Below are 21,776 nucleotides of genomic sequence, written 5' to 3'. Positions count from 1 at the left end.
ATTGGCGCTGACGTCAGACAGCCACGGTTAAAAAGTCGCGCAAGCGCGCCATCAAAGAGGCGCGGGCCCGCAAACAGCGGACCGCGCGGGAAACTGCAAAGATGATCCGCCGCCGCGATGCGGCGGAGGCCCAGGCTGTGCAGAATAAAAAAGCGGCTGACGCCGCGAATGCTCTGAAAAAGAAAATTGTGGCTGAGGTCGGGGCATTGGAGCCGAGGGTTAAGGGGTATGAGGCAAGGGCAGAAGAAGCTGCGGAAAAGTACCGGGCCGAGACGGCAGCGCGGAAGGCCGAAGAGGAAAAACGCGCGCGGGTTCTCCAGGAAAGGCGACAGGCCGAGCAGGTGCTGAACGCCACGAAGGCAGAGAAATCTGATCTGGCCGCTCAACTGCGGCGGATGGTTCAGCACCGCGGCCAGGAAGAAAAAGCGGCTGCTGAGGCCCGGGCTGCCCGGCTGGCTGAGGAGAAGAGGCTGCAGGAGGCAGAAGAAAAGGTCCGGTTGAAGGCAACGGAGGCAGAGGTCATCACGGATGCCATCGAGACTGGGTTGGATTTGGTTGCTGATGGGGCGGTCTTCTGGCGGGAGGCGTCTGCGGATCAGCAGGCAGGTTTGACTTGGGGCGCGGCCGCCCCGGATACCAAGGGCGCGCGGGCCGAAACGCTAACAGAAATCCGCCCTGCGATGCGGATGGTCACCCGCATTGCTCAACTGGTGGCCCGGACCGTGAAACGCGCGCTCGCCAACGAACGGCAAAAGCTGAAGCAGGACGCGGATTATGTCCGCGGCTTGCGTCAAAAATGGGAACCGGAAGATGAGGCGAGGCTGTCGAGGATCACGCTCGGTGGGATAGACAGCGGACCGAAATAGGGCCGATTGCTGCCTTTTGCTGCGTGAAAAGCCAAGGTTTGCTGTGCGGGACAATCCTGCCCTTCGCTGCTCATGCGCAGTTCTTTCTGCACTTGCGAGGATTTTTCCAGGCCGTGTGGGGGCCGGTCTTTCTTCGCTAACCCGAAACCTTCCCCGAGGTCCGTGAAAGCGGTCATTGACCGTCATGCTGCTTGCGGCGAACACCATCTGCACGCAGGCTTCAATTAGATGGAAGCGCGCCGTGAGGGACGCATACAGCTCAAAGAGCTGCCAATCAGAAGTACTTTCCAGATTGAAAACTACCTCCTGACGATGGCATGCGCGGTGAATTCCGCGAGTTCGCCGCGCCAGATCTGGCGGCCGAAGCAGAATGGCTTGCCGTCCTTACTGTAAATCACCTGCTCAAGCTCGATGCCGGCATTGTAGGTCGGCAAGTTTAGTAATCCCGCCTCCTGTTCATTCAATGCGCGCATCCGGATCGTGATGTCACCGGAATGTGGCGGCACGTTGTATTCCCGCTCCATCAGCACCGTGGTCGACTGCTGCAGATTGTGGTCGAACAGGCCGGGGAACAGGCTGGCAATGGCGTATTCTTCTTCGACAAAGGCGGGGTGGTCCTGAAGCAGGAACACCCGGGTGTATTTGTACAGCGACTCTCCTTCGGGCACGGCCAGCTTTGCGGACAAGACCGCATCTGCTGAGGCCATCTGTTGGGAGACCACTTTGATCGTCAGGCCGGGCCCGTCCTGGCCGAGCAGGGCCGAGAGGCTGACAGTTTGGCTGATGTCATAAGCCACCCGCTGCGGCGACACGAATCGGCCGCGGCGCCCGGAACTGTAGGCGAGGCCTTCCATTTCAACCGCAAGCAGCGCGCGGCGTGCGGTCATTCTGCTGATGCCAAACTGCTCTGCGATGGCTCTTTCCGAGGGTAGAGCCGCGTGAACGGGCAGGGCACCGCTGCGGATTTGCTCTCTCAGATGGTCAATAACCATTTGAAAAACTGGTGTTTTTTTTCTCTGTTCCAGATCGTTTTTCATCATGATGCAGCAGTTCCGCAAATTTTCTTTGGTATATACCAGATTGGTGGTATATACCAGCTCCAGGGGCTCTGTATCCTGAGTGCATGGCGTGGCCATGGTTTGCAAGGGAGGGGCTGGGGGAGCGGGGCAGAAATCCCGCGGGTTTTGGAGGCAGGCCCATGAATTTGGTGCCGGATATTCAAGCACTGCAATTCACCAGTGACGGGGGGCTGGGCAGCGTGGCCCGGATTGGCCTGATCGTTCTGCAATCGGATCAGACTCTGGAGCATGAGCTGTCGGGTGTGCTGCGGCGGCCCGGAGTGGTGCTGTATCACGCGCGGATCCCCAATGAGATGGAAGTCTCCGGCGATACGTTGCGGAAGATGGAGGCGGACCTGCCTACGGCGGCGGCGCTGCTGCCTGCTTCGTTCGAACTGGACGCCATCGGCTATTGCTGCACGTCGGGGGCAACGATGATCGGCGAGGCGCGGGTGGATGCGATCCTGCGCAGCGTTCATCCGGCGGCAAAGACCACCAATCCGCTGACCGCCTGCAAGGCGGCGCTGAGTGCGCTGAAGCTGAAGCGGATCGCGCTGATTACCCCTTATGCCGTCGAGGTGACTGAAGGCATGCGGGACAATTTGGCTGCGGCTGGGTTCCAGGTGAACGCAGTCGGCAGCTTTAACCAGAGCGACGATTTCAAAGTGGCGCGGATTTCCTCGCAGAGCATTCTGGAGGCGATCAAGGAGATCGGCCGCCGTGCGGATTGCGACGGCGTATTTGTGTCCTGCACCAGCCTGCGGGTCATGGAAATCCTGGCGGAGGCCGAGAAGGCCATTTGCAAGCCGGTCCTGTCCAGCAATCAGGTCACGGCCTGGCATCTGGCCAGGCTGGCCGGCATCGGAGACAGCATCGCCGGGGCAGGCATGCTGTTTCACACCCAAATGAAGATGGATTACTGAGATGACGGCAGAGATGCACCCCGCTGCAGAGCGCGGGTTTACCACACAGGAGTTTGAGCAGCGCACGCAAGCCGCCCAAAGGATCATGGCGGGCCTAGGGCTGGATGCGCTGCTGCTGACCACCGAACCAGAAGTGCGTTATTTCACCGGCTTTGACACCATTTTCTGGTTGAGCCCGACGCGGCCCTGGTTCGTGGTGATCCCAGCCAGCGGTGCGCCGGTGGCGGTGATCCCGGAGATCGGGGCGCCCAGCATGGCGCTGACCTGGATTTCTGATATCCGCACCTGGCTGGCGCCGCAGCCGAAGGATGATGGTATCTCGCTGCTGGCGGACACCTTGCGGGAACTGATGCCCGGTGGCGGCACCCTGGGCGTGCCGATGGGACATGAAACTCATGTGCGTATGCCGGCGGCAGATTTTCAACGGCTGCAGGAGGCCTTGGGCGGCATCTCTGTTGGCGATGGGACCGAAGTGGTGCGCCGGTTGCGGATGGTGAAATCCGAGTCGGAGATTGCCAAGATCGCGCGGATCTGCAGCATCGCGTCCTCAACATTCGAGGATCTGCCGAACCATATCCGGGCGGGCGACACCGAGCGCGAAGCCTTTGCCAAGTTCAAGATCAGCCTGCTGCAGCACGGTGCCGATGATGTGCCGTACCTGGTGGGCAGCTCCGGCCCCGGCGGGTTTGCGGATGTGATCAACCGGCCCACCGACCGGGTGATTGAAGACGGCGACATGCTGCTCTTGGACACCGGGTCGCTATGGGGCGGCTACAGCTGCGACTTCGACCGCAACTATGCCTTTGGCCGTGCCGCGGATGAAGCCAAATTCGCCTATGATCTGGCCTGGCGCGCAACCGAAGCCGGATTGCAGGCGGCGCGCCCCGGCATCACCACCACGGACCTGTGGGGGGTTATGGCCAAGGTGCTGGAGGAGGGCGGCTGCAGCGGCCATCAGATCGGGCGCATGGGCCACGGGCTGGGCATGCAGGTCACCGAATGGCCGTCTCTGATGCCGGGCGACAATACAGTGATCGAGGAAGGCATGGTGCTGACGCTTGAGCCCGGTTTCGCCTTTGGCGGCAGCAAGATGATGCTGCACGAGGAAAACATCGTCATCCGCGCGGATGGCGCCGAACTTCTGTCCCGCCGCGCACCGCGCGAGCTGCCAATCATCATCTAACACATGGGATCCGCTCACATGAAAAAAGACCTCCCGTCCCATGCCCAGGTTGTCATTATCGGCGGCGGCATTCACGGCTGTTCCGTTGCCTATCACCTGGCCAAGCAGGGGCTGTCGGATGTGGTGCTGCTGGAGCGCAAACAGCTGACCAGCGGCACCACCTGGCACGCGGCCGGGCTGGTCGGGCAGCTACAGGGCAGCCATGCCACCACTGCATTCGCCAAATACGGCATCGAGCTGCTGCAGGAGATCGAGGCGGAGACCGGCCAGAACCCGGGATACCGGCGGTCTGGGTCGATCTCCATTGCCGTCAACGATGAGCGGATGGCGGAGCTGAAGCGCAAGGCGGATTTTGCGGCGCTGTTTGGAGTCGAAGCCCAGTATCTGGAAACCGATGAAATCCGGGAGCGCTGGCCGCTGATGAACCCGGAGGGGGTTCTGGGCGGCATCTATATGCCCAGCGACGGATCGGCCAACCCGGTTGATCTGACCACGGCGCTGGCTAAGGGCGCGCGGATGCGCGGCGCGAAGATATTTGAAAACATCAAGGTCGAAGAGGTGCTGACCCGCGGCAATAAGGCTGTGGGTGTGCGCACGGACCAGGGCAGCATCAGCGCCGATTATGTGGTGAACTGCGGCGGCATGTGGGCGCGCGAGCTGGGCCGCCAGAACGGCGTCGGCGTGCCGCTGCACGCCTGCGAGCATTACTATCTGGTGACTGAGGCCATCGAAAACCTGCCCAGCGACCTGCCGGTGCTGCGGTCCTATTGCGACGGCACCTACTGGAAGGAGGATGCCGGCAAGCTGCTGTTCGGCTTTGCCCATTTCCAGGCCAAGCCTTGGGGCATGAAGGGGATCTCCGAAGATTTCGAATTCGACAGCCTGCCGTTTGTCGAAGACGACGTGATGGAGGTGCTGGAGCTGGCAATGAACCGGGTGCCGCTGCTGCAGGAAACCGGCATCCGCACCTTCTTTAACGGGCCGGAGAGCTATTCCTATGACGGACGCTTCATCCTGGGCCAGGCGCCGGATATTGCCAATTACTTTGTCCTTGGCGGGGTGAATTCCACCGGCATCCAGTCCGGCAGCGGTGCGGGGAGGGCGCTGGCGCAATGGATCATCGATGGCCATCCGCCGATTGACCTGAGCGAGATGGACCCCAAGCGCTGCGAGGAGTTCCAGACGCGCGATGCCTATCTGCAGGCGCGCTGCCCGGAGACGCTGGTGCTGACCTATGCGATGCACTGGCCGAACCGCCAGCGCGAGACTGCCCGCAACCTGCGCCGCACTCCGTTCTATCATCCGATGAAGGCACGCGGCGCCTGTTTCACCGAGACACAGGGCTGGGAGCGCCCCGGCTGGTTTGCGCCGGAAGGGGTAGAGCCGAAGTATGAATACAGCTTTGGCCGCCAGAACTGGTTCCCCCATGTGCAGGAAGAGCAGAAGGCCGCCCGCGAAGCGGTTGCTATGATCGACTATTCCATGCTGGGTAAGCTGATGGTCGAGGGCAGGGATGCCGAAAGCTTCCTGCAACGGGCCTGCACCAACAACATGGCGATGGCCAATGGCCGGGTTGCCTATACGCTGATGCTGAACGAGCGTGGCGGTATCGAGAGCGACGTCACGGTGGCACGCCACGGGCATGAGAGCTTCATGGTGATGAGCTCAATCTCGCACACTAGGCGCGACTATCTGCATCTGCGCGATCTGATCTGCGAGGATGAGGACGTGCGGCTGCGCGATGCGACCTCCGCATATGGGGTGCTGGGCGTCATGGGGCCGCAGAGCCGGGCGCTGCTTGAGGCGGTCAGCGATGCGGATCTGTCGAACGCCGCGTTTCCGTTTAACAGCCTGCGGCATTTCCACATCGGCCACGCCCAGGTGTTTGCACAGCGGCTGTCCTACTCGGGCGAACTGGGCTGGGAGATCTTCGTCACCCCGGATTTCGCCGAGCATGTGTTCGAGGTGCTGATGCAGGCGGGCGAAGGTTTTGGCATCCGGCTGATCGGCGGCGAGGCGCTGAATGCGCTGCGGCTGGAAAAGGGGTTCCTGCACTGGGGTCACGACATGGCCTATACCGAGGCGCCGCATCAGATCGGGCTGGAGTTTGTCTGCAAGACGGAGAAGCCGGTCACCTTCATCGGGCGCGAGGCCTATCTGGCGCGCAAGGCAGAGAACAAGGGGCCGTTTTTGTGTTCCATCAAGCTGCGCGATCCCGGGCCGCTGCTGCACCACAACGAGCCAGTGCTGCGGGACGGCAAGGTGGCGGGTTATGTGACCGCCGGCGCTTGGGGGCAAACGGTCGGGGCGTCCGTGGGCCTGTGCTTTCTGACCCTGCCGGAAGGGGAAACGGACAGGGCCGCGGCGGCGGCGGGCGATTTTACGGTGCTGGTCGAAGGCAAGCGCATCGCGGCGGATGTCAGCCTGACGCCATTTTATGACCCGGACAGCAAGAGGATGCTGGCAGGGGCATAACGGGCTGCAGCGGGAGAAAAGGAGAAAGATGGACAATCATAACCATTAGTTATCACTAGGCAACAGGAATGGTCATTTTGAAATGTGTCTTTATGACCTTAGGCTGGGCTGACCTTGGGCGAAATTGTCTTGTTTCCAAGGGGGCACAGGCCTCCGGACGAGCCAGGTTCAAAGGGGCGCACCGGAACAGGCCGCGGATGACGGCAGGCGGGCAGCGCCGGAAGCATAACCTGCCGGAAGATCCCTGAAGGGGCAGCGGCATCAAAACAGCAACGGATCCATGAATAAACTGGGAGGATATCATGACTGGTAAAACACTGAAAACCATTGGCGCGGCAGCGCTGGCGGTTGTGGTCAGCGGCGTTGCGGCGCTGGCCGGCCCGATCGAGGACCGGATCGCCGCGGGCGAGCCGATCCGCATCGGCTTCTCCAACATTCCGATCTGGGGCTACCCGGATGAAAACGGCGACGCCAAGGGCTTCGTGAATGAAATCGCGCTCGGCATTCTGAAGGAAATGGGCCACGAGAACGTGGAAACCACCGTGACCGACTGGGGCGGGCTGATCCCCGGCCTGCAGGCCAACCGCTATGACATGATCACCGGCGGCCTGTATATCCTGAACAGCCGCTGCCAGAACATCGCCTTCTCCGAGCCGATCGCGCAGGCCGGCGATGCCTTTATCGTGCCGGCGGGCAACCCCAAGGGCATCCAGAACTATCAGGACATCCTGGCGGCTGAGGCGCTGCTGGTCACCGGCGCCGGCTACAACACCGTGGAGGCGGCCAAGAAGGAAGGCCTGACCGATGCGATGATCATGCAAGTGCCGGGGCCGACCGAGATGCTGGCCGCCGTGAAGGCGGGCCGGGCGGATGCCGGCGGCATGACCTATTTCGAGGCTGCGCATCTGGCGGAAAGCGACGAGGCCGTAGATGTGACCGATCCCGCTGCGCTGCCGGATTGGACGCAGAACTGGGTGGGGGTCGGCTTCCGCGAGGCGGACAGTGATTTCATGGCCAAATTCAATGCGGCGCTGGCGGAATATGTCGGAACCGACGCGATGATGCAGTCCGTTGAAGCTTACGGCTACACCGCAAGCAACCTGCCCGGCGACAAATCCGCGGAGTGGGTCTGCGCCAACCGCTGATCTGACAGTGCGGCGGAGCCCTGCGCTCCGCCGCATGTAATTCTGTTTGAAAGACGAATGACGGATGGGGCTTTACGACTTTCTGGCACAGTACTGGCCGCGGCTGTTGTCCGGCGCCGGGATAACTGTTGCTCAATTCCTGCTCGCCGCCGCCTTGGGTGTCGCCATTTCCCTTTGCATGGGGCTGATGAAGCTGTCGCAGAACGCGCTGCTGCGCGGCACCGCCGTGACCTATATCGAGATTTTCCGCGGCACTTCGCTGGTGGTGCAGCTCTACTGGATCTTCTTTGTGCTGCCGCTGTTCGGGCTGACCATCGAGAAATTCACCGCCGGCTATCTGGCGGTTGGCATGAACATCGGCGCCTACGGGGCCGAACTGGTGCGCGGCGGCATCCTGTCGGTGCCCAAGGGGCAGTGGGAGGCGGCGCTGGCCATCAATATGAGCCCGGCGCAGCGGATGCGGCGGATCATACTGCCGCAGGCGCTGGTCAACATGCTGCCGCCTTGGGGCAACCTGATGATCGAGCTGCTGAAAGGCACCGCGCTGGTGTCGCTGATCTCAGTCGCCGACCTGATGTTCGAGTCACGGCAGATCAATTCCTCCACCTTCCTGTCGGCGCAGGTCTTCGGCGCGGCGCTGGTGATCTATTATTTGCTGGCCCGCTTTCTGGTGACGCCGTTCATGCGCTGGCTGGAACGCCATATGGCGCGCAAGCTGGGGAGGGCCTGAGCCATGTTTGACTGGAAATGGGAGTTTACCTGGGAAATCCTGCCGCGGCTGGTCTACGCCACTGGCAACACACTGATTGCAGCCGGCGCAGGGTACGTCATAGCTGTGGTATTAGGGCTGATGCTGGCGCTGGCGCAGCGTACGCCGTCAAGGGCCCTGACCTTCACCGTGCGCGAATTCGTGGAGTTCATTCGCTCCACTCCGCTGATCCTGCAGATCTTCTTTGTTTTCTATGTGGGGCCGCAGTTCGGCGTCCGGCTCAGCCCCTGGATGTCCGGGATGATCGCGATCGGCCTGCACTATGCCTGCTACCTGTCAGAAGTCTACCGCGGCGGCATCGAGAGCGTGCCGAAAGGCCAGTGGGAGGCCGCTATTGCGCTCAACATGACCACCGCGCAGAAATACCGCCGGGTGATCATCCCGCAGGCGATCCCGCCGGCGCTGGCCGGCATGGGCAACTATCTGGTCGGCATCTTCAAGGATACGCCGATGCTGTCGGTGATCGGGGTGGCCGAGCTTATCCATACCGCCAATGCCATCGGGTCTGAGAACTACCGGTTCCTGGAACCCTATACGATGGTGGGCATAATCTTTCTGGCAATCTCCCTGCCGGCAGCGGGTCTGATCCGCCTGTTCGAAGGGTATGTGCGCCGCAAACTGGGACTGTAACGATGCTGGACAAGACTGGCTTTCCGCTTGAGATGACCGGTGAAGACACGCCGATGGTGAGCTTCCGCAAGGTGAACAAATCCTATGGCGCGCTGACCGTGCTGGATGATCTGGATCTGGATGTCGCCGCCGGTGAGATGGTGTCGATCATCGGCCCGTCCGGGTCGGGCAAGACCACCGTGCTGCGGATGCTGATGACGCTGGAGCGGATCAATGGCGGGGTGATCTATGTGGATGGCAAACCGCTGACCCATATGCCCAAGGGCGGCCATCTGGTGCCCGCCAACGAACGGCACCTGCGCAGCCGCCGGGCTGACATCGGCATGTGTTTCCAGCACTTCAACCTGTTCCCGCATATGACCGCGCTGGAAAACTGCATGGAGGGGCCGGTGCAGGTGCTGGGCCTGTCGAAGGCGGAGGCGCGCGACCGCTCGGAGGAGCTTTTGGAGATGGTTGGCATGATCTCCAAGAAGGACCAGCACCCGTCGCGCCTGTCCGGCGGCCAGCAGCAGCGGGTGGCGATTGCCCGGGCGCTGGCGATGCGGCCCAAGGTGATGCTGTTTGACGAGGTGACATCCGCCCTGGACCCGGAGGTGATCGGTGAGGTGACCAACGTGATCCGCAAGCTGGTGTCAGAGCATAACCTGACCATGCTGATGGTGACCCATCAGATGGGCTTTGCCCGCGATATCTCGGACCGGGTGTGTTTCTTCTATGGCGGCAGGATCGAGGAGCAGGGCCCGCCGGCCGAGCTGTTCGGCAACCCGCAGCGGGAGCGGACGCAGCAGTTCCTGAGCGCGGTCCGGGAGGCGGTGTAACCGCCTCAGAGCGGGATGCCCACATCATTCAGAAGGCTGCGGGTCTGCCCGGTGAGCAGGCCCGTGCGCCAGATCACGAAGTAGCTGCGCCCGGTCAGCAGCTGGTACTTCTCCAGCGGCACCAGTCGGCCGGCGTCGATTTCGAACCGCAGCACATCGGGGCAGCCGAGCGCTACCCCGCGGCCGCGCACCGCGGTATCCAGGGTGCTGCCGTATGAGCCCAGGTTGACCTTGGTGGCCCGGGCAATGTCCGGGTTGCCGGTCAGTTCGGCGAAATCGCCCCAGTTCACCCACTTCGGTGTCAGCTTGTCAAAATCGAGCAGGGTCGCCGCGGCCAGGCCGCCTTCACGCTGCGCCTTGGCGGGGGAGGTGACCGGCATCCAGCGCTCCTCGAACAGGAGCGCGCCGTCCCAGCCGGCCGGGATGTCCTGGCCATAGTAGATCATCGCATCCGCCTCCAGCGCGAACAGGTCGGCGTCCTTGTCCGAGGCGGTGAGAGTGACCGGTGCGGCATCGCTGCTGAGCAGGTATTCATTGATCCTGGGCGTCAGCCAGTATTGCGACACGGCGACATTGGCCGCCAGCGACAGCCTTGTGCTGGCGCTAGCGCGGCGCAGCTGCTGCAGGCATGAGTGCAGGTAATCCAGCGCCTCGCCGGAATTGGCCGCCAGGATCTTGCCGTTGCGGGTCAGCGACAGGCTGCGGCCGCGGCGGTTCACCAGGGTCATGCCCAGCCAGTCCTCCAGCACTTTGATTCGCTTGCTGACAGCGGCTTGGCTGACATTCAGCTCTTCCGCGGCACGGGTGAAATTGCCGTGTCTGGCAACAGCTTCGAAGAACAGGAGATAGTCGAGGGGTGGCAGCGCGCGGCGGTAGTTTTTCATAACCACCGGTTATCACAATTCCGGACCGAATGTCACTTTGGAAAACGGGGTTTTAGCCATAGCATTTGGTTCAAGGCCCAAGGTGCGGCAGGGCTGTGCCGCCCGGCTCTCCATAACTTACAGGGAAATCCGATGTTCACCGAGCGACTGTCCCGTTTCCAGGAAAAACTTGCCGATGCCGGCATTGATGTGGCGCTGATCACCGATGACGACAACGTCTATTACCTGACCGGCTATTACGATTACCTTCATATGGAGTTTGGCCGGCCGACCATTCTGGTGGTGCCCAAGGACGGCGAGACGCTGCTGATCACCCCGACCATCGACCTCAACAGCGCTGAAGCGGCCGCGCGGGTGGACCGGATCGCGGCCTGGAATGACGGCATGGGCAACGAGTGGCGCGAGGAGCTGCCTGCGGCGGTCCGCAAGGCCGGGGCGGTGGGCATCGAGCCCGGCCACATGCCGCCGCCGGTGCGCGCCTATGTGAACGATCTGGTCGCCGCAGAGAAGATCACCAGCGCAACGCCGATCCTGAACCAGATGCGGATGATCAAATCACCGCAGGAGCTGCAGCTGGCCCGCCATGCTGGCGAGGTCGCAACTGCGATGATGAATGCGGGCCGGGCCGCGATCGGAGACGGCGTGGCAGAGTTCGAGGTGGCGATTGCCACCAGCCAGGCAGGCACCCGCAAGGCGGCAGAGCTGTTGGCGGCGCACTACGACGATGGCGACATGTCGCCCAATACGCATTTTCTGCAGATCATGGCCTCGGGCAAGGATATCATTAAAACCCACCACCGGGCCTCGACCCGGATCATGCGGCGCGGCGAGCCTGTGTTCCTGTGCTTCTGCGGGATGACCAATTTTCACCGCTTCAAGCTGGGCTTTGACCGCACCTTCTGGATCGGTGAGCCAGACCCGGCGCAGGTAAAGGTCTATGAAGTTGCCGTGGCCAGCCAGAAGGCGGCGCTGGAGGCGCTGCGCCCTGGCGTCACTGCGGAAAGCGTGCATGCGGCCTATGCCGAGGTGATCCAGGGAGCGGGGTATGAATACCCCTTCCGCTGCGGCCGGGCCACCGGTTTCAGCTTCCTGGAGGCGCCGCAGCTGGTCACCGGCGACACCACCATCATCCAGCCCGGCATGGTGCTGGCGGTGGACGGGTCGGTCTCTGTCGACACCTTCCGCGCCCAGGTCGGCGACAGTTTCATCATCACCGAGGATGGCTGGGAACAGCTGACCCAGCATCCGAAATCTGTTGAGGAGGTCATCCTCTGATGTTTCAGCCAGGCCAAACCATCCAGTCCAAGCCGCGCACCCCGGAGATGGATGCCGGGCGTTTCCACCGCGCCAAGCTGGGCTTTATCCTGATGTCCACCGACCCCTCTGCCGAGGGGGATTTTTGGGACATGGCGCCAAAGGGCGTGGCGGTTTATGTCACCCGGCTGAAGACCGACGACCACACCACGACCGAAACGCTGGCCAAGCATATCGAGCACATGGCCGATGCTGCGGCGCGCATTCAGCCGGAGGCGAAGCCCGATGTGGTCAGCTACAGCTGCACGTCCGGGTCTATCGTGATCGGCGAACAGCGGGTGATGGCCGAGATTAAAAAAGGCGCACCCTGGGCGCAGCCGATGTGCCTGGTCCAGGGCGTTCTGGATGCGCTGAACGAGCTGGGTGCCAAGAAGCTGGTGGTCGGCACCCCTTATCTGGATGACATCAACACCGCCGAGGCGGAGTTCCTGGTCGAGCGCGGCTTTGACGTGCTGGACATTCAGGGGCTCAACATCGCCAGCGGCTGGGACATGGGGCTGGTGACGCCGGAGTACTGGAAGAAATTCGCGCTGGAAATCGACCGGCCCGACGCTGATGCGATCTTCCTCAGCTGCGGTGGCGTGCGTTCGCTTCCAGCGGTCGAGGAAATCGAGCAGATCACCGGCAAGCCAGTCATCACCTCGAACCAGGCGCAATTCTGGTCCTGCCTGCGCCGCGCCGGGATCATGGATGAACTGGAAGGCTTCGGCCAGATCTTCAAACACCCGGGGCGGGTGCTGAAACCCACCGTCTAAGGCCCCTGAAAGACCAAAAAAATGACCCGTTTTTCCGCATGGAATGTGCTCTGGCAGGGTATCACCGGCCAGAAGGGGTGGAGCCGTCAGTGGCGCGACCCTGAACTCAAGAGCCATTACGACGTAATCATCGTCGGCGGCGGCCTGCATGGGCTGGCCACCGCCTATTACCTGGCCAAGAACCACGGGCTGCGCAATGTTGCGGTGCTGGAGAAGGGCTGGATCGGAGGCGGCAACGCCGGGCGCAACACCACCATCGTGCGCTCCAACTATGCGCGTCCGGGAAACCGCCAGTTCTATGCGCATTCGCTGAAGCTGTGGGAGGAGCTGAGCCATGAGCTGAACTACAACGTGATGTTCAGCCAGCGCTCGCATATCGCGCTGCTGCACAGCCCCGGGGCCATCGACGCAGCGGCGCGCAACTACAACACCCTGCGCCGCACCGGCACGCCTGATGCAGAGATCTGGGGCCTGGAGCAGCTGAAGCAGGCGGTGCCGCATCTGAACTATGCCGAGGGCGCCCGCTTCCCGGTGATGGGCGCCGCGGTGCAGAAACGCGCGGGAACCGCCCGCCATGACGCGGTGGTCTGGGGCTATGCCCGGGCGGCTGACATGCTGGGGGTGGATATCATCCAGAACTGCGCGGTGACAGGCGTGGAGCGCGACGGCGCCCGGATCACCGCGCTGGAGACCACTCGGGGCCGGATCACCGCGGGCAAGGTGGGCTTTGCGGTGGCGGGCAATACGTCGCGGCTGTGGTCGATGGCGGGGCTGGGGCGGCTGCCGATTGAATCCCACAAGCTGCAGGCCTTTGTGTCGGAGCCGCTGAAGCCCCTGCTGGATCAGGTTGTGGTCTTCGGCATGGGCGGCGCGCATTTCTATATCTCGCAGTCGGACAAGGGCGGCATGGTCTTTGGCGGTGATCTGGACTGGTACAAATCCTATGCGCAGCGCGGCAACCTGCCGATTGTGCAGGACGTGGCAGAGGCGGCGATGTCGGTGATGCCCTGCCTGGGCCGGGTCAAGCTGCTGCGCCATTGGGCCGGGGTGGTCGATATGTCGATGGACGGCAGCCACTTCATTTGCCCGACGCCCTTGGACAATCTCTATCTGAACACCGGCTGGAACTACGGCGGCTTCAAGGCGACACCTGCCGCGGGCTGGTGGTTTGCCGATCTGATCGCCAATGAACGCCCCGCGCCGATGATCGCCGATTTCGACCTGAAACGCTTTGAGCGCGGGCTGCAGATCGACGAGCGCGGCGCCGGCCCCGATCCCAAGCTGCACGGATAAGGAGGTAAGCCATGATCCGGATATCCTGTCCCTTTTGCGGTCCTCGCGACCATGCCGAATTCAGCTATGGCGGTGACGGCTCTATCGAATACCCGGCGCTTGATGCGCCGGTGCAGGACTGGCACGACGCGGTTTTCCTGCGCGAAAACATCTGCGGCCTGCAGTTGGAGACCTGGCAGCATGTGCATGGCTGCCGCATGTGGATAAAGGTGGAGCGGGACACGATGACCCATGAAATCCGCAGTGTGGCGCCCGCCCATCCGGGACTGGCCGCGGCGCTGGAGAGCGGGCAATGACCGCGCGGCGGCTGGACCGCGGCGGGCGGATCGACCGGAGCAAGCCGCTGTCGTTCCATTGGGACGGCAAAGCGTTGCAGGGTTATGCGGGAGATACGTTGGCCTCGGCGCTGATGGCCAATGGTGAGCGGGTCCTGGGGCGGTCCTTCAAGTATCACCGCCCCCGCGGGATCATGTCGGCGGGGGTGGAGGAGTCCGGGGCCATCGTCACCGTTGGCAGCGGTGCGAGAGCAGAGCCGAACGTCAAGGCTACCATGCAGGAGCTGTTTCAGGGGCTGGAGGCGCAGGGCCAGAACGCCTGGCCCAATGTGCGCTTTGATGCAGGCGCGGTGAACGGGCTCTTTGGCCGGTTCTTCTCGGCCGGGTTCTATTACAAGACCTTCATGGGGCTGCCGCCGTTTGAATGGGGGCAGGGCACCGGGCTCTGGATGAAATACGAGGCGCTGATCCGCAAGGCGGCGGGCATGGGGGCTGCCTCTCGCGAGGCAGATCCGGATTGCTATGACCACGTGCATGCCTATTGCGATGTGCTGGTTGTTGGGGCGGGGCCTGCGGGCCTGCGCGCGGCGCTGACCGCGGCGGAGGTGGGCCGCGACGTGATCCTGGCGGAACAGGATTTTGAATTGGGTGGGGATCTGCTGAATGATCCCTCCGCCGAACCGGACCGTCTGGCCTTGATCGAGGCGGTTGGCCGCGCGGGTGTGCGGGTGATGCCGCGAACCACGGTTTTCGGGCTTTATGACAACGGCACTGCAGGGATGGTGGAGCGTGTCGCGGACCACCTGGCGGAGCCTGCGCCCTACCTGCCGCGGCAGCGCTTCTGGACAGTGCGGGCAGGCGCCACGGTGCTGGCAGCCGGCGCGCTGGAACGCTCTATCGCCTTTGGTGGCAATGACCGTCCGGGGGTGATGACGGCAGCAGCGGGGCGGGCTTATCTGAACCGTTTCGGCGTCCTGCCGGGGCAGCGGGTGGTGGTCGCGACCTGCAACGACAGCGCTTACCGGACCGCTGGTGAACTGGCGGCTGCCGGGGCAGAAGTGGTGCTGGCGGATGCGCGCCAGCGGACTAGCCTTGACGTCCCCTCCGGGGTCAGGCTGCGCGGCGGACTGGCGCCGCTGGAGGCAAAGGGCCGTTCAGGCGTCAAATCCGTGCAATTTGCGCGGCGCACCGAGTCCGGCTGGCAGGCGGCGGGCAGTGAGTATTGCGATCTGCTGCTGGTTTCGGGCGGCTGGTCGCCGGTGGTGAACCTGGCATCGCACCGCGGCGTCAAACCCGAATGGAATGCGGAGCTGGCCTGTTTTCTGGGCGGAGACTGCGCAGAGCCGCTGTTCATGGCAGGCGCGGCGGCCGGCATCTGGGACCGCGGGGCCTGCGAAGCCTCCGGCGAAGCGGCGGCGAAACGCGCCATGGGGATTGAGGCTGCCGGCCCTGCGCCGGGCGGCTGGGGTGCGCCCATCGCGCCGCTTTACGAAGTACGGCTGTCGGGCAGCAAACCCAAGGCATTTGTCGATCCGCAGCATGATGTCACCGGCGAAGACGTGCGGCTGGCGCATCAGGAAGGGTTTGTCTCTGTCGAGCATCTGAAACGCTACACCACGCTGGGCATGGCCACCGATCAGGGCAAGATGGGCAATGTCGTTGGCCTGGCGCTTATGGCAGAGGCTCTGGGCAAGGAGATCCCGGCGGTGGGCACCACCCGCTTCCGCCCGCCTTACACGCCGGTTGCCATCGGCGCGCTGGCGGGGCGCAACGTGCATGGCCATTTCAAAGCCCTGCGCCGCACACCGCTGCATGATTGGAACCTGCGCCACGGCGCCACCATGACCGACGCGGGCCTGTGGCACCGGCCCTGGTATTTTGCCAAAGACGGCGAAACCATTGCTGAGGTCTATGTGCGCGAGGCCGCAACGGTGCGCGAAACTCTTGGTATCTGCGACGTCAGTTCGCTGGGCAAGATCGCGGTGCAGGGGCCGGATGCGGCGGAGTTTCTGAACCGCGTCTATACCAATGGCTTTGCCAAGCTGGCGGTGGGCAAGGCGCGTTACGGTATCATGCTGCGCGACGACGGCATGGTGATGGACGACGGCACCACCTGGCGGCTGGCGGAAGATGACTTTCTGATGACCACCACCACCACCGGGGCTGGCAAGGTCATGGTCTGGCTGGAGGAGCTGCTGCAGACCCGCTGGCCGGAGCTGCGGGTGCATCTGACCTCGGTTTCCGATCAATGGGCGGGTGTTTCGATTGCCGGGCCGAAGTCGCGCAAGGCGCTGGCTGCCTGCCTGGCGGATCCGGCGGCAGTATCTGCACAGGCGCTGCCGTTCATGGGCGTTGCCCGGACGCAGCTGCAGGACGGGACTGAGGCGCTGATCGCGCGGATCAGCTTTTCGGGCGAATTGGCCTATGAGCTGTATGTTCCTGCCGGTCACGGCGAAGCGATGATGAACCAGCTGTGGGGGGAAACCTCCCGCCTGGGCGGCTGTCTGTACGGGCTGGAGGCGCTGGGGACGCTACGGATCGAGAAGGGCCATGTCACCGGCGCAGAGCTGGACGGGCGGGTCACGATCCTCGATGCCGGGCTGGGCAAGATGGCGTCTGCGAAGAAACCTTATATCGGCAAGGTGCTGCAGGACCGCCCGGAGCTGCAGCGCGCGGACCGGCCGCAGCTGGCGGGGATTTTCCCGAAGGATCGCAGCCAGACCTTCAATGGCGGGGCGCTGCTGTGCAGGCCAGATGAGGGCGAGGGGTTCGGTGAAGGCTGGGTCACTGCGGTGACGCATTCGCCGGCGCTCGGCCACTGGATCGGGCTGGGCTATGTCGCGGGCGGCCACGAGGCCTGGACCGGGCGGACGCTGATGGCCAGCGACCCGGTGCGCGGCGGCCCGGTCGAGGTCGAGGTTGTTTCCCCTCACATGTTCGATCCGGAAGGAGAACGGATGCATGGATGACCAGATAAATACACTTCAGGCGCAGCTGGCGCCGGGGCGCGGCGGCAAGCCGGGGCCTGCGGGTGTCACGCTGAGCCTGCTGACGGGCTTCAGACTGACCCAGATCGCCGCCTGGCCGGAAACGCTGGCAGAGGCCGGTGCGTTGGCTTCTGCCGCCGCAGGTTGCGGCGCAGCGCCGGGGCCGGGCCGTGTGGAGCAGGGCACGGGCGGCATGCTGTTGCGGGCCGAGCCGTTGAAATGGTGGCTGCTGCAGCGCGCGGGCCAAACACATGCACCAGTGCAAGGCAGCCGCGCCTGCGCCGTTCTGGATCTGTCCAGTGCCCGGACCCTAGTGCGGGTGTCCGGCCCGCAGGCGGGCAAGCTGCTCAACCATTTTCTGCCGCTGGATCTGCGCCCCTCTGCCTTTCCTGCTGGCTGCGCCACCTCCACCGCCTTTCACCACGTTGGCGTCACCCTGTGGCGCACCAATGCGGGCTTTACCCTGGCTCTGCCGAGCAGCTTTGCCGCCTCGCTGCGGGAGTTGCTGGAGGGCAGCGCCCTGCAATACGGGCTGAAAACGCGCGAAACCCCCTTTATTCCTGCAGAAGGAGAGCTGGAATGACCCCCCGCATGTCTGTTGATGAGCTGTTGGATGCGGTGGCGCGCAATGCCGCGCTGCCGGATGAGCTGGCCGAGGCGACGCCGCCGCAGGTCTATACCTCGCCGGAGTTCCTGGAACTGGAACTGGACGAGATCTTCAATCACGAATGGTTCTGCGTCGGCCGGGTGGACGAATACGAAAACCCCGGCGATTACCGCGCCACCACCATCGGGCGCGATCCGGTAGTGGTGCTGCGGGACCGCGACGGGGTGCTGCGAGCGATGTCCAATGTCTGCCGCCACCGGATGGCGACGCTGTTGGAGGGTGCGGGCAATATACGCGGCCGGATCAGCTGCCCTTACCACGCCTGGACCTACAACCTTGATGGCCAGTTGATCGGCGCCGCCCATATGCGCGACAATTTCAACAAGAAGGAGGTCTGCCTGCCGCAGTTCCAGGTCGAGGTCTGGCAAGGCTGGGTCTATGTCTCGCTTGATCCCGATGCCGCGCCTCTGGGGCCGCGGCTGGCTGGCCTGACCAAGCGACTGGAGAATTACCAGCTGCCGAAGTACCGCACCCTGTTCCGGGCTGAGGAGATCTGGGACACCAACTGGAAGATCCTGGTGCAGAATTTCACGGAGGGCTATCACCTGTTTGTGGCCCACGCCCAGACCATCGAACCGGCGATGCCGACCCGGCTGGCCAATGCGATGCATGGCGGCGCGGCCTACAGCCTTTATGAGCAGGGCAGGGTGCCCGGCAAATCCTATGAACGCAATTCGGATATGCAGGTGGACAATCCGCTGCTGACCGGTGAGGAGCGCGAAAAAGCGGTACTGTCGGCGATATTCCCCTGCCATGTGATGTCGGTTGTGGCTGAGCGCACCTTCTGGCTGTCGCTGCAACCCTATGGCACCGATAGGGTCAAGGTATTCTGGGGGGCAGATTACTACCCCGGCGCGGTGCCGGAAGATCCGGAGGAGCGCGCGGCCTATGCCGCAGAGCTGAAGACAGGATTCGACCGCATCAACGAAGAGGACAAGCCGATCATCGGCGGCATCGCACAGAACGCCAAGGCGCTGGCCGCGGCACCCGGGAGGCTGTCGCCGAAGGAGCGCACGGTTTGGTACTTCCAGCAATACCTTGCCGCACAACTGTGCAAGGGCAGCCTGTCAGACGCATCTCCAGAGAGGCGGCAAGACTGAACCGGCCCTTTGCAATCAGCTGCTGCAAGGAAAGCAGAGCTGCACCTGCGGTGGTCTGCGCTCTGCTACCCCCTCCTTGGCGCTGTCTCAATTTACGGAGTTGACCAATGTCTCCTTCGGCCGCGAGCTGTACAGCATCCAGTATAGATGGTACGGGCCGGTGTCAGTCAGTCTTTCGCGAGCAATCTCGCTGCAGTTGCGAAGTGCTGCAGCTGCTCGCTAGGTTAAAAATGGGCTCCGACCGGGCGTTCGCCGCGCCAGGCGTGAATGACGATAGGCAGCCCAAACGCGACCTTCGTATCAGGCGCTGTGCCAGCTCCGATGCGGGTGCGAAGCATTTGGGCCATTTTTCCCGAAAGCAGCCATCCAGCAGGTGGCGGCTGCCCCGGCTGATGCTGCGCTCCACACCAAGTGACGCGATGCGCAGGAAGCCGCCGCTGCAAAGTTGCGAACCGTCTTCGCCCTTCGGAACCTGATTGGCCCTAAGCCGACCTCTGCGAACAATTGACCTTCTGCAGTGCTGCATCCACAGAGCGTACATTCGAACTCAACGTATCATACCCGATCGGTCAATTAGTGACCCTTTATTGGGGGCGAAGACACTCCGGGCTCACCCCATTCGGTGTGCCATGGACTGCGAGAGCACACACATAAGTTCGAACATCAGTGAGATGCCCAGCCAGGCTGTGCTGCCGCTCTCGTCAAAGGGGGGTGCGACCTCGACCAGGTCGGCACCGATCAGGTTGGCGCCCGCCAACTCGCGGATCACCTGCTGGGCCTGGAAGCTGTTGGGGCCGCCGATCTCGGGCGTGCCTGTGCCGGGCGCATAGGTGGGATCGACAAAGTCGATGTCATAGGTGCAATAGGCGGACTGGCCGCCAAGGATGCCGCGCACCTCTTCCATCACGTCCTTGATGCCGCGGTCGAACAGCTCTTCCACGCGGATGATGCGGATGCCTTGCTCCAGGCCCCACTCGATGTCTTCGGTGTTATAGGCGGTGCCGCGGATCCCCACTTGGACAAAGCGTTTGGGATCGACCAGCCCTTCCTCCACCGCGCGGCGGAAGGGGGTGCCGTGGGTGTATTTATAGCCGCCGAAATAGCTGTCGAAGAGGTCGGTGTGGCTGTCGAATTGCACCAGCCCCAGCGGCCCGCCCGAAGCCAGCGCGCGCAGGATCGGCAGGGTGATCAGGTGGTCGCCGCCCGCGGTCATCGGTGTGATTCCGGCCGCCTTGAAGGCGCTGTAATAGGCGGTGATCCGTTCCAGACTGTCCTGGATATCAACAGGATTGGGCGGCACATCGCCCAAGTCGGCGCAGTTGACGGTGGTAAAGGGGTTCACGCCGGTCACCGGATTCATCGCCCGGATCATGGTGGAATAGTCGCGCAGCTGACGCGGCCCATGCCGGGCGCCGGGCCGGTTGGTGGTGCCGCCGTCCCAAGGCACGCCGACCAGCCCCATCTGCACGTCTTCGTAGCGCGGGTGGTCCGGGGTCAGCGAGGGCAGCCGCATGAAGGTCGGCACCCCGGCGAACCGGGGCAGCTCCATGGCGGATACCGGCTGGAAGAAGTCATCGCCTTTTTGAGTCATGCTGTGGCTCCGTTCTTCACGTTTTCCGCAATCATAGAGATCATCTCGAACATGATAGCAGAGGCGGTCAGGGCGGTGATCTGGTTCGGGCTATCCTTGGTCGGCATCATGCAGACGATATCGCCGCCGACGATGTTCATGCCGCGCACGGCGTGCAGAAGGGCCACCGCCTCGTCGATGTCGAACCCCTTCTCGCCCGGCTCCAGGTTGGAAACGGCCGGCGCAATTGTCGGGTCCAGGCTGTCGAGGTCGAAAGTGATGTAGACCGGGCGGCCCGCCATGACTTCCTTGATCTGTGCCGCCACATCCTCAACTCCGCGCTTGCGGAACTCCTTCATGGGGACAACGTTGTAGCCATAGTCATAAGACGGCTCCAGCCAGTCCAGTGTGCGGGCATGGCCGCGGATGCCGATCTGCATGGAATGGTGCGGGTCGACCTTGCCCTGATCCACCAGATAGGCGCCCCAATGGGCGGCGGATTTCTTGGCGCCCAGGAAGTGGTCGACCTTGGTGAAGACGTCCGTGTGGGCATCGAAATGCAGGAAGCAGACCGGCTCGCCCTTGGTAATCTGGCCGCAGCCCAAAGCCTGCACGATGCCGCCGGTGATCGAGTGGTCACCGCCGATGGACACCGGGCGGGCGCCGGCCGCGTCGATTTCCTGGTAGAAGCGGGTGATCTGCTCGATGCAGTCCTCGTTGTCGTTGGCGCGGGGAAAAGGCACGTCGCCGATGTCGGCGATCTTGGCGGCTTCCCACGGGTTCAGCCGGAACTCGCCGTGCATCCGGCGCCCGATGGCGGAAACATTGCGCAGCGCGCGCGGCCCCAGGTGCTGGTCGCGTTCGGTGGTGCCGTTGCCGGTGGAATGGGGCACGCCGACCAGGGCGATGTCCTGGCCCTGCGGTTCTTCGTTGGGACAGCGGAACATGGTGGGGATGCCCCACCAATAGAGGTTCTCCATCATGGATTTCAGATGCTCGTCAGTCATGTGCAGCCTTTCCGGGTTAGAGTAGAAAAGGCCCCGATGCCAAAGTTGCAGCACCGG

General features: G+C 63.2%; 20 protein-coding genes. 15 read left to right on the top strand and 5 right to left on the bottom strand.

What is annotated here, in order from left to right; genetic code table 11:
• Positions 1–386, bottom strand: a 386-nt coding sequence (locus RA21_RS23020; RefSeq protein WP_206540055.1) for a hypothetical protein, incomplete at its 3' end; no start/stop codon positions are given.
• Positions 387–395: 9 nt separating this feature from the next.
• Here RA21_RS23020 and RA21_RS23015 point away from each other — a divergent pair.
• Entirely contained in the window at positions 396–866 is a 471-nt protein-coding gene (locus RA21_RS23015; RefSeq protein ID WP_206540054.1) for a hypothetical protein, read from the top strand.
• A gap of 299 nt (positions 867–1,165) precedes the next feature.
• Here RA21_RS23015 and RA21_RS09590 read toward each other — a convergent pair whose 3' ends face one another.
• Entirely contained in the window at positions 1,166–1,903 is a 738-nt protein-coding gene (locus RA21_RS09590; RefSeq protein WP_241483495.1) for a GntR family transcriptional regulator, read from the bottom strand.
• A 161-nt stretch (positions 1,904–2,064) separates the two neighbouring features.
• Here RA21_RS09590 and RA21_RS09585 point away from each other — a divergent pair, with 161 nt between their 5' ends.
• The 7 genes from RA21_RS09585 to ehuA all read left to right on the top strand — a co-directional run bounded on the left by RA21_RS09585 (position 2,065) and on the right by ehuA (position 9,867).
• Positions 2,065–2,847: a maleate cis-trans isomerase family protein gene (locus tag RA21_RS09585; RefSeq protein ID WP_019295006.1), complete on the top strand. Its 783-nt coding sequence runs from the start codon at positions 2,065–2,067 to the stop codon at positions 2,845–2,847.
• Position 2,848: 1 nt separating this feature from the next.
• A complete protein-coding gene (locus RA21_RS09580) occupies positions 2,849–4,030 on the top strand; it encodes a M24 family metallopeptidase (RefSeq protein ID WP_019295005.1) in 1,182 nt (393 codons plus the stop codon).
• Positions 4,031–4,048: 18 nt separating this feature from the next.
• Positions 4,049–6,505, top strand: a complete 2,457-nt coding sequence (locus tag RA21_RS09575; RefSeq protein WP_039148138.1) for a GcvT family protein — start codon at positions 4,049–4,051, stop codon at positions 6,503–6,505.
• Positions 6,506–6,807: 302 nt separating this feature from the next.
• Positions 6,808–7,650, top strand: coding sequence for a transporter substrate-binding domain-containing protein (locus RA21_RS09570; protein WP_019295003.1), 843 nt, complete (start codon positions 6,808–6,810; stop codon positions 7,648–7,650).
• A gap of 64 nt (positions 7,651–7,714) precedes the next feature.
• Entirely contained in the window at positions 7,715–8,380 is a 666-nt protein-coding gene (ehuC, locus tag RA21_RS09565) for an ectoine/hydroxyectoine ABC transporter permease subunit EhuC (protein WP_019295002.1), read from the top strand.
• A 3-nt stretch (positions 8,381–8,383) separates the two neighbouring features.
• The gene (gene ehuD / locus RA21_RS09560) at positions 8,384–9,049 is read left to right on the top strand and encodes an ectoine/hydroxyectoine ABC transporter permease subunit EhuD (protein WP_039148135.1); all 666 of its coding nucleotides are present in this window, start codon (positions 8,384–8,386) and stop codon (positions 9,047–9,049) included.
• 2 nt (positions 9,050–9,051) lie between these two features.
• Complete coding sequence (gene ehuA / locus RA21_RS09555; RefSeq protein WP_019295000.1) at positions 9,052–9,867, top strand: ectoine/hydroxyectoine ABC transporter ATP-binding protein EhuA; 816 nt, start codon at positions 9,052–9,054, stop codon at positions 9,865–9,867.
• Between the two features lie 5 nt (positions 9,868–9,872).
• On the opposite strand, the gene RA21_RS09550 is transcribed toward ehuA, so the two are convergent.
• A complete protein-coding gene (locus RA21_RS09550; RefSeq protein WP_019294999.1) occupies positions 9,873–10,751 on the bottom strand; it encodes a LysR family transcriptional regulator in 879 nt (292 codons plus the stop codon).
• A gap of 132 nt (positions 10,752–10,883) precedes the next feature.
• Between RA21_RS09550 and RA21_RS09545 the strand changes: the two genes are divergently transcribed.
• Genes RA21_RS09545 through RA21_RS09515 form a run of 7 tightly spaced genes read left to right on the top strand, consistent with a single transcriptional unit; the run spans position 10,884 to position 19,142 of the window.
• Entirely contained in the window at positions 10,884–12,026 is a 1,143-nt protein-coding gene (locus RA21_RS09545; RefSeq protein ID WP_019294998.1) for a M24 family metallopeptidase, read from the top strand.
• Positions 12,026–12,820, top strand: a complete 795-nt coding sequence (locus tag RA21_RS09540; protein ID WP_019294997.1) for a maleate cis-trans isomerase family protein — start codon at positions 12,026–12,028, stop codon at positions 12,818–12,820. Before RA21_RS09545 ends, RA21_RS09540 begins: the two co-directional genes overlap by 1 nt.
• 21 nt (positions 12,821–12,841) lie before the next feature.
• A complete protein-coding gene (locus RA21_RS09535) occupies positions 12,842–14,113 on the top strand; it encodes a sarcosine oxidase subunit beta family protein (protein ID WP_039148133.1) in 1,272 nt (423 codons plus the stop codon).
• Between the two features lie 11 nt (positions 14,114–14,124).
• Entirely contained in the window at positions 14,125–14,409 is a 285-nt protein-coding gene (locus tag RA21_RS09530) for a sarcosine oxidase subunit delta (RefSeq protein WP_019294995.1), read from the top strand.
• Positions 14,406–17,357 (top strand): sarcosine oxidase subunit alpha family protein, encoded by a 2,952-nt coding sequence (locus tag RA21_RS09525; RefSeq protein WP_039148130.1) that lies wholly within the window; start codon positions 14,406–14,408, stop codon positions 17,355–17,357. Before RA21_RS09530 ends, RA21_RS09525 begins: the two co-directional genes overlap by 4 nt.
• Complete coding sequence (locus RA21_RS09520) at positions 17,350–17,958, top strand: sarcosine oxidase subunit gamma (RefSeq protein WP_019294993.1); 609 nt, start codon at positions 17,350–17,352, stop codon at positions 17,956–17,958. Before RA21_RS09525 ends, RA21_RS09520 begins: the two co-directional genes overlap by 8 nt.
• Positions 17,955–19,142, top strand: coding sequence for an aromatic ring-hydroxylating oxygenase subunit alpha (locus tag RA21_RS09515; RefSeq protein WP_019294992.1), 1,188 nt, complete (start codon positions 17,955–17,957; stop codon positions 19,140–19,142). The genes RA21_RS09520 and RA21_RS09515 overlap by 4 nt, the downstream gene beginning before the upstream one ends.
• Positions 19,143–19,752: 610 nt before the next feature.
• On the opposite strand, the gene speB is transcribed toward RA21_RS09515, so the two are convergent.
• Positions 19,753–20,733: an agmatinase gene (speB, locus tag RA21_RS09510; RefSeq protein WP_039148128.1), complete on the bottom strand. Its 981-nt coding sequence runs from the start codon at positions 20,731–20,733 to the stop codon at positions 19,753–19,755.
• Positions 20,730–21,719: an arginase family protein gene (locus RA21_RS09505; protein ID WP_039148125.1), complete on the bottom strand. Its 990-nt coding sequence runs from the start codon at positions 21,717–21,719 to the stop codon at positions 20,730–20,732. Before RA21_RS09505 ends, speB begins: the two co-directional genes overlap by 4 nt.
• Positions 21,720–21,776 lie beyond the last annotated feature (57 nt).

This window comes from Leisingera sp. ANG-DT (genome assembly GCF_000813785.1).
GTDB lineage: Bacteria > Pseudomonadota > Alphaproteobacteria > Rhodobacterales > Rhodobacteraceae > Leisingera.
This window is presented reverse-complemented; position numbering and strand designations above follow the sequence as displayed.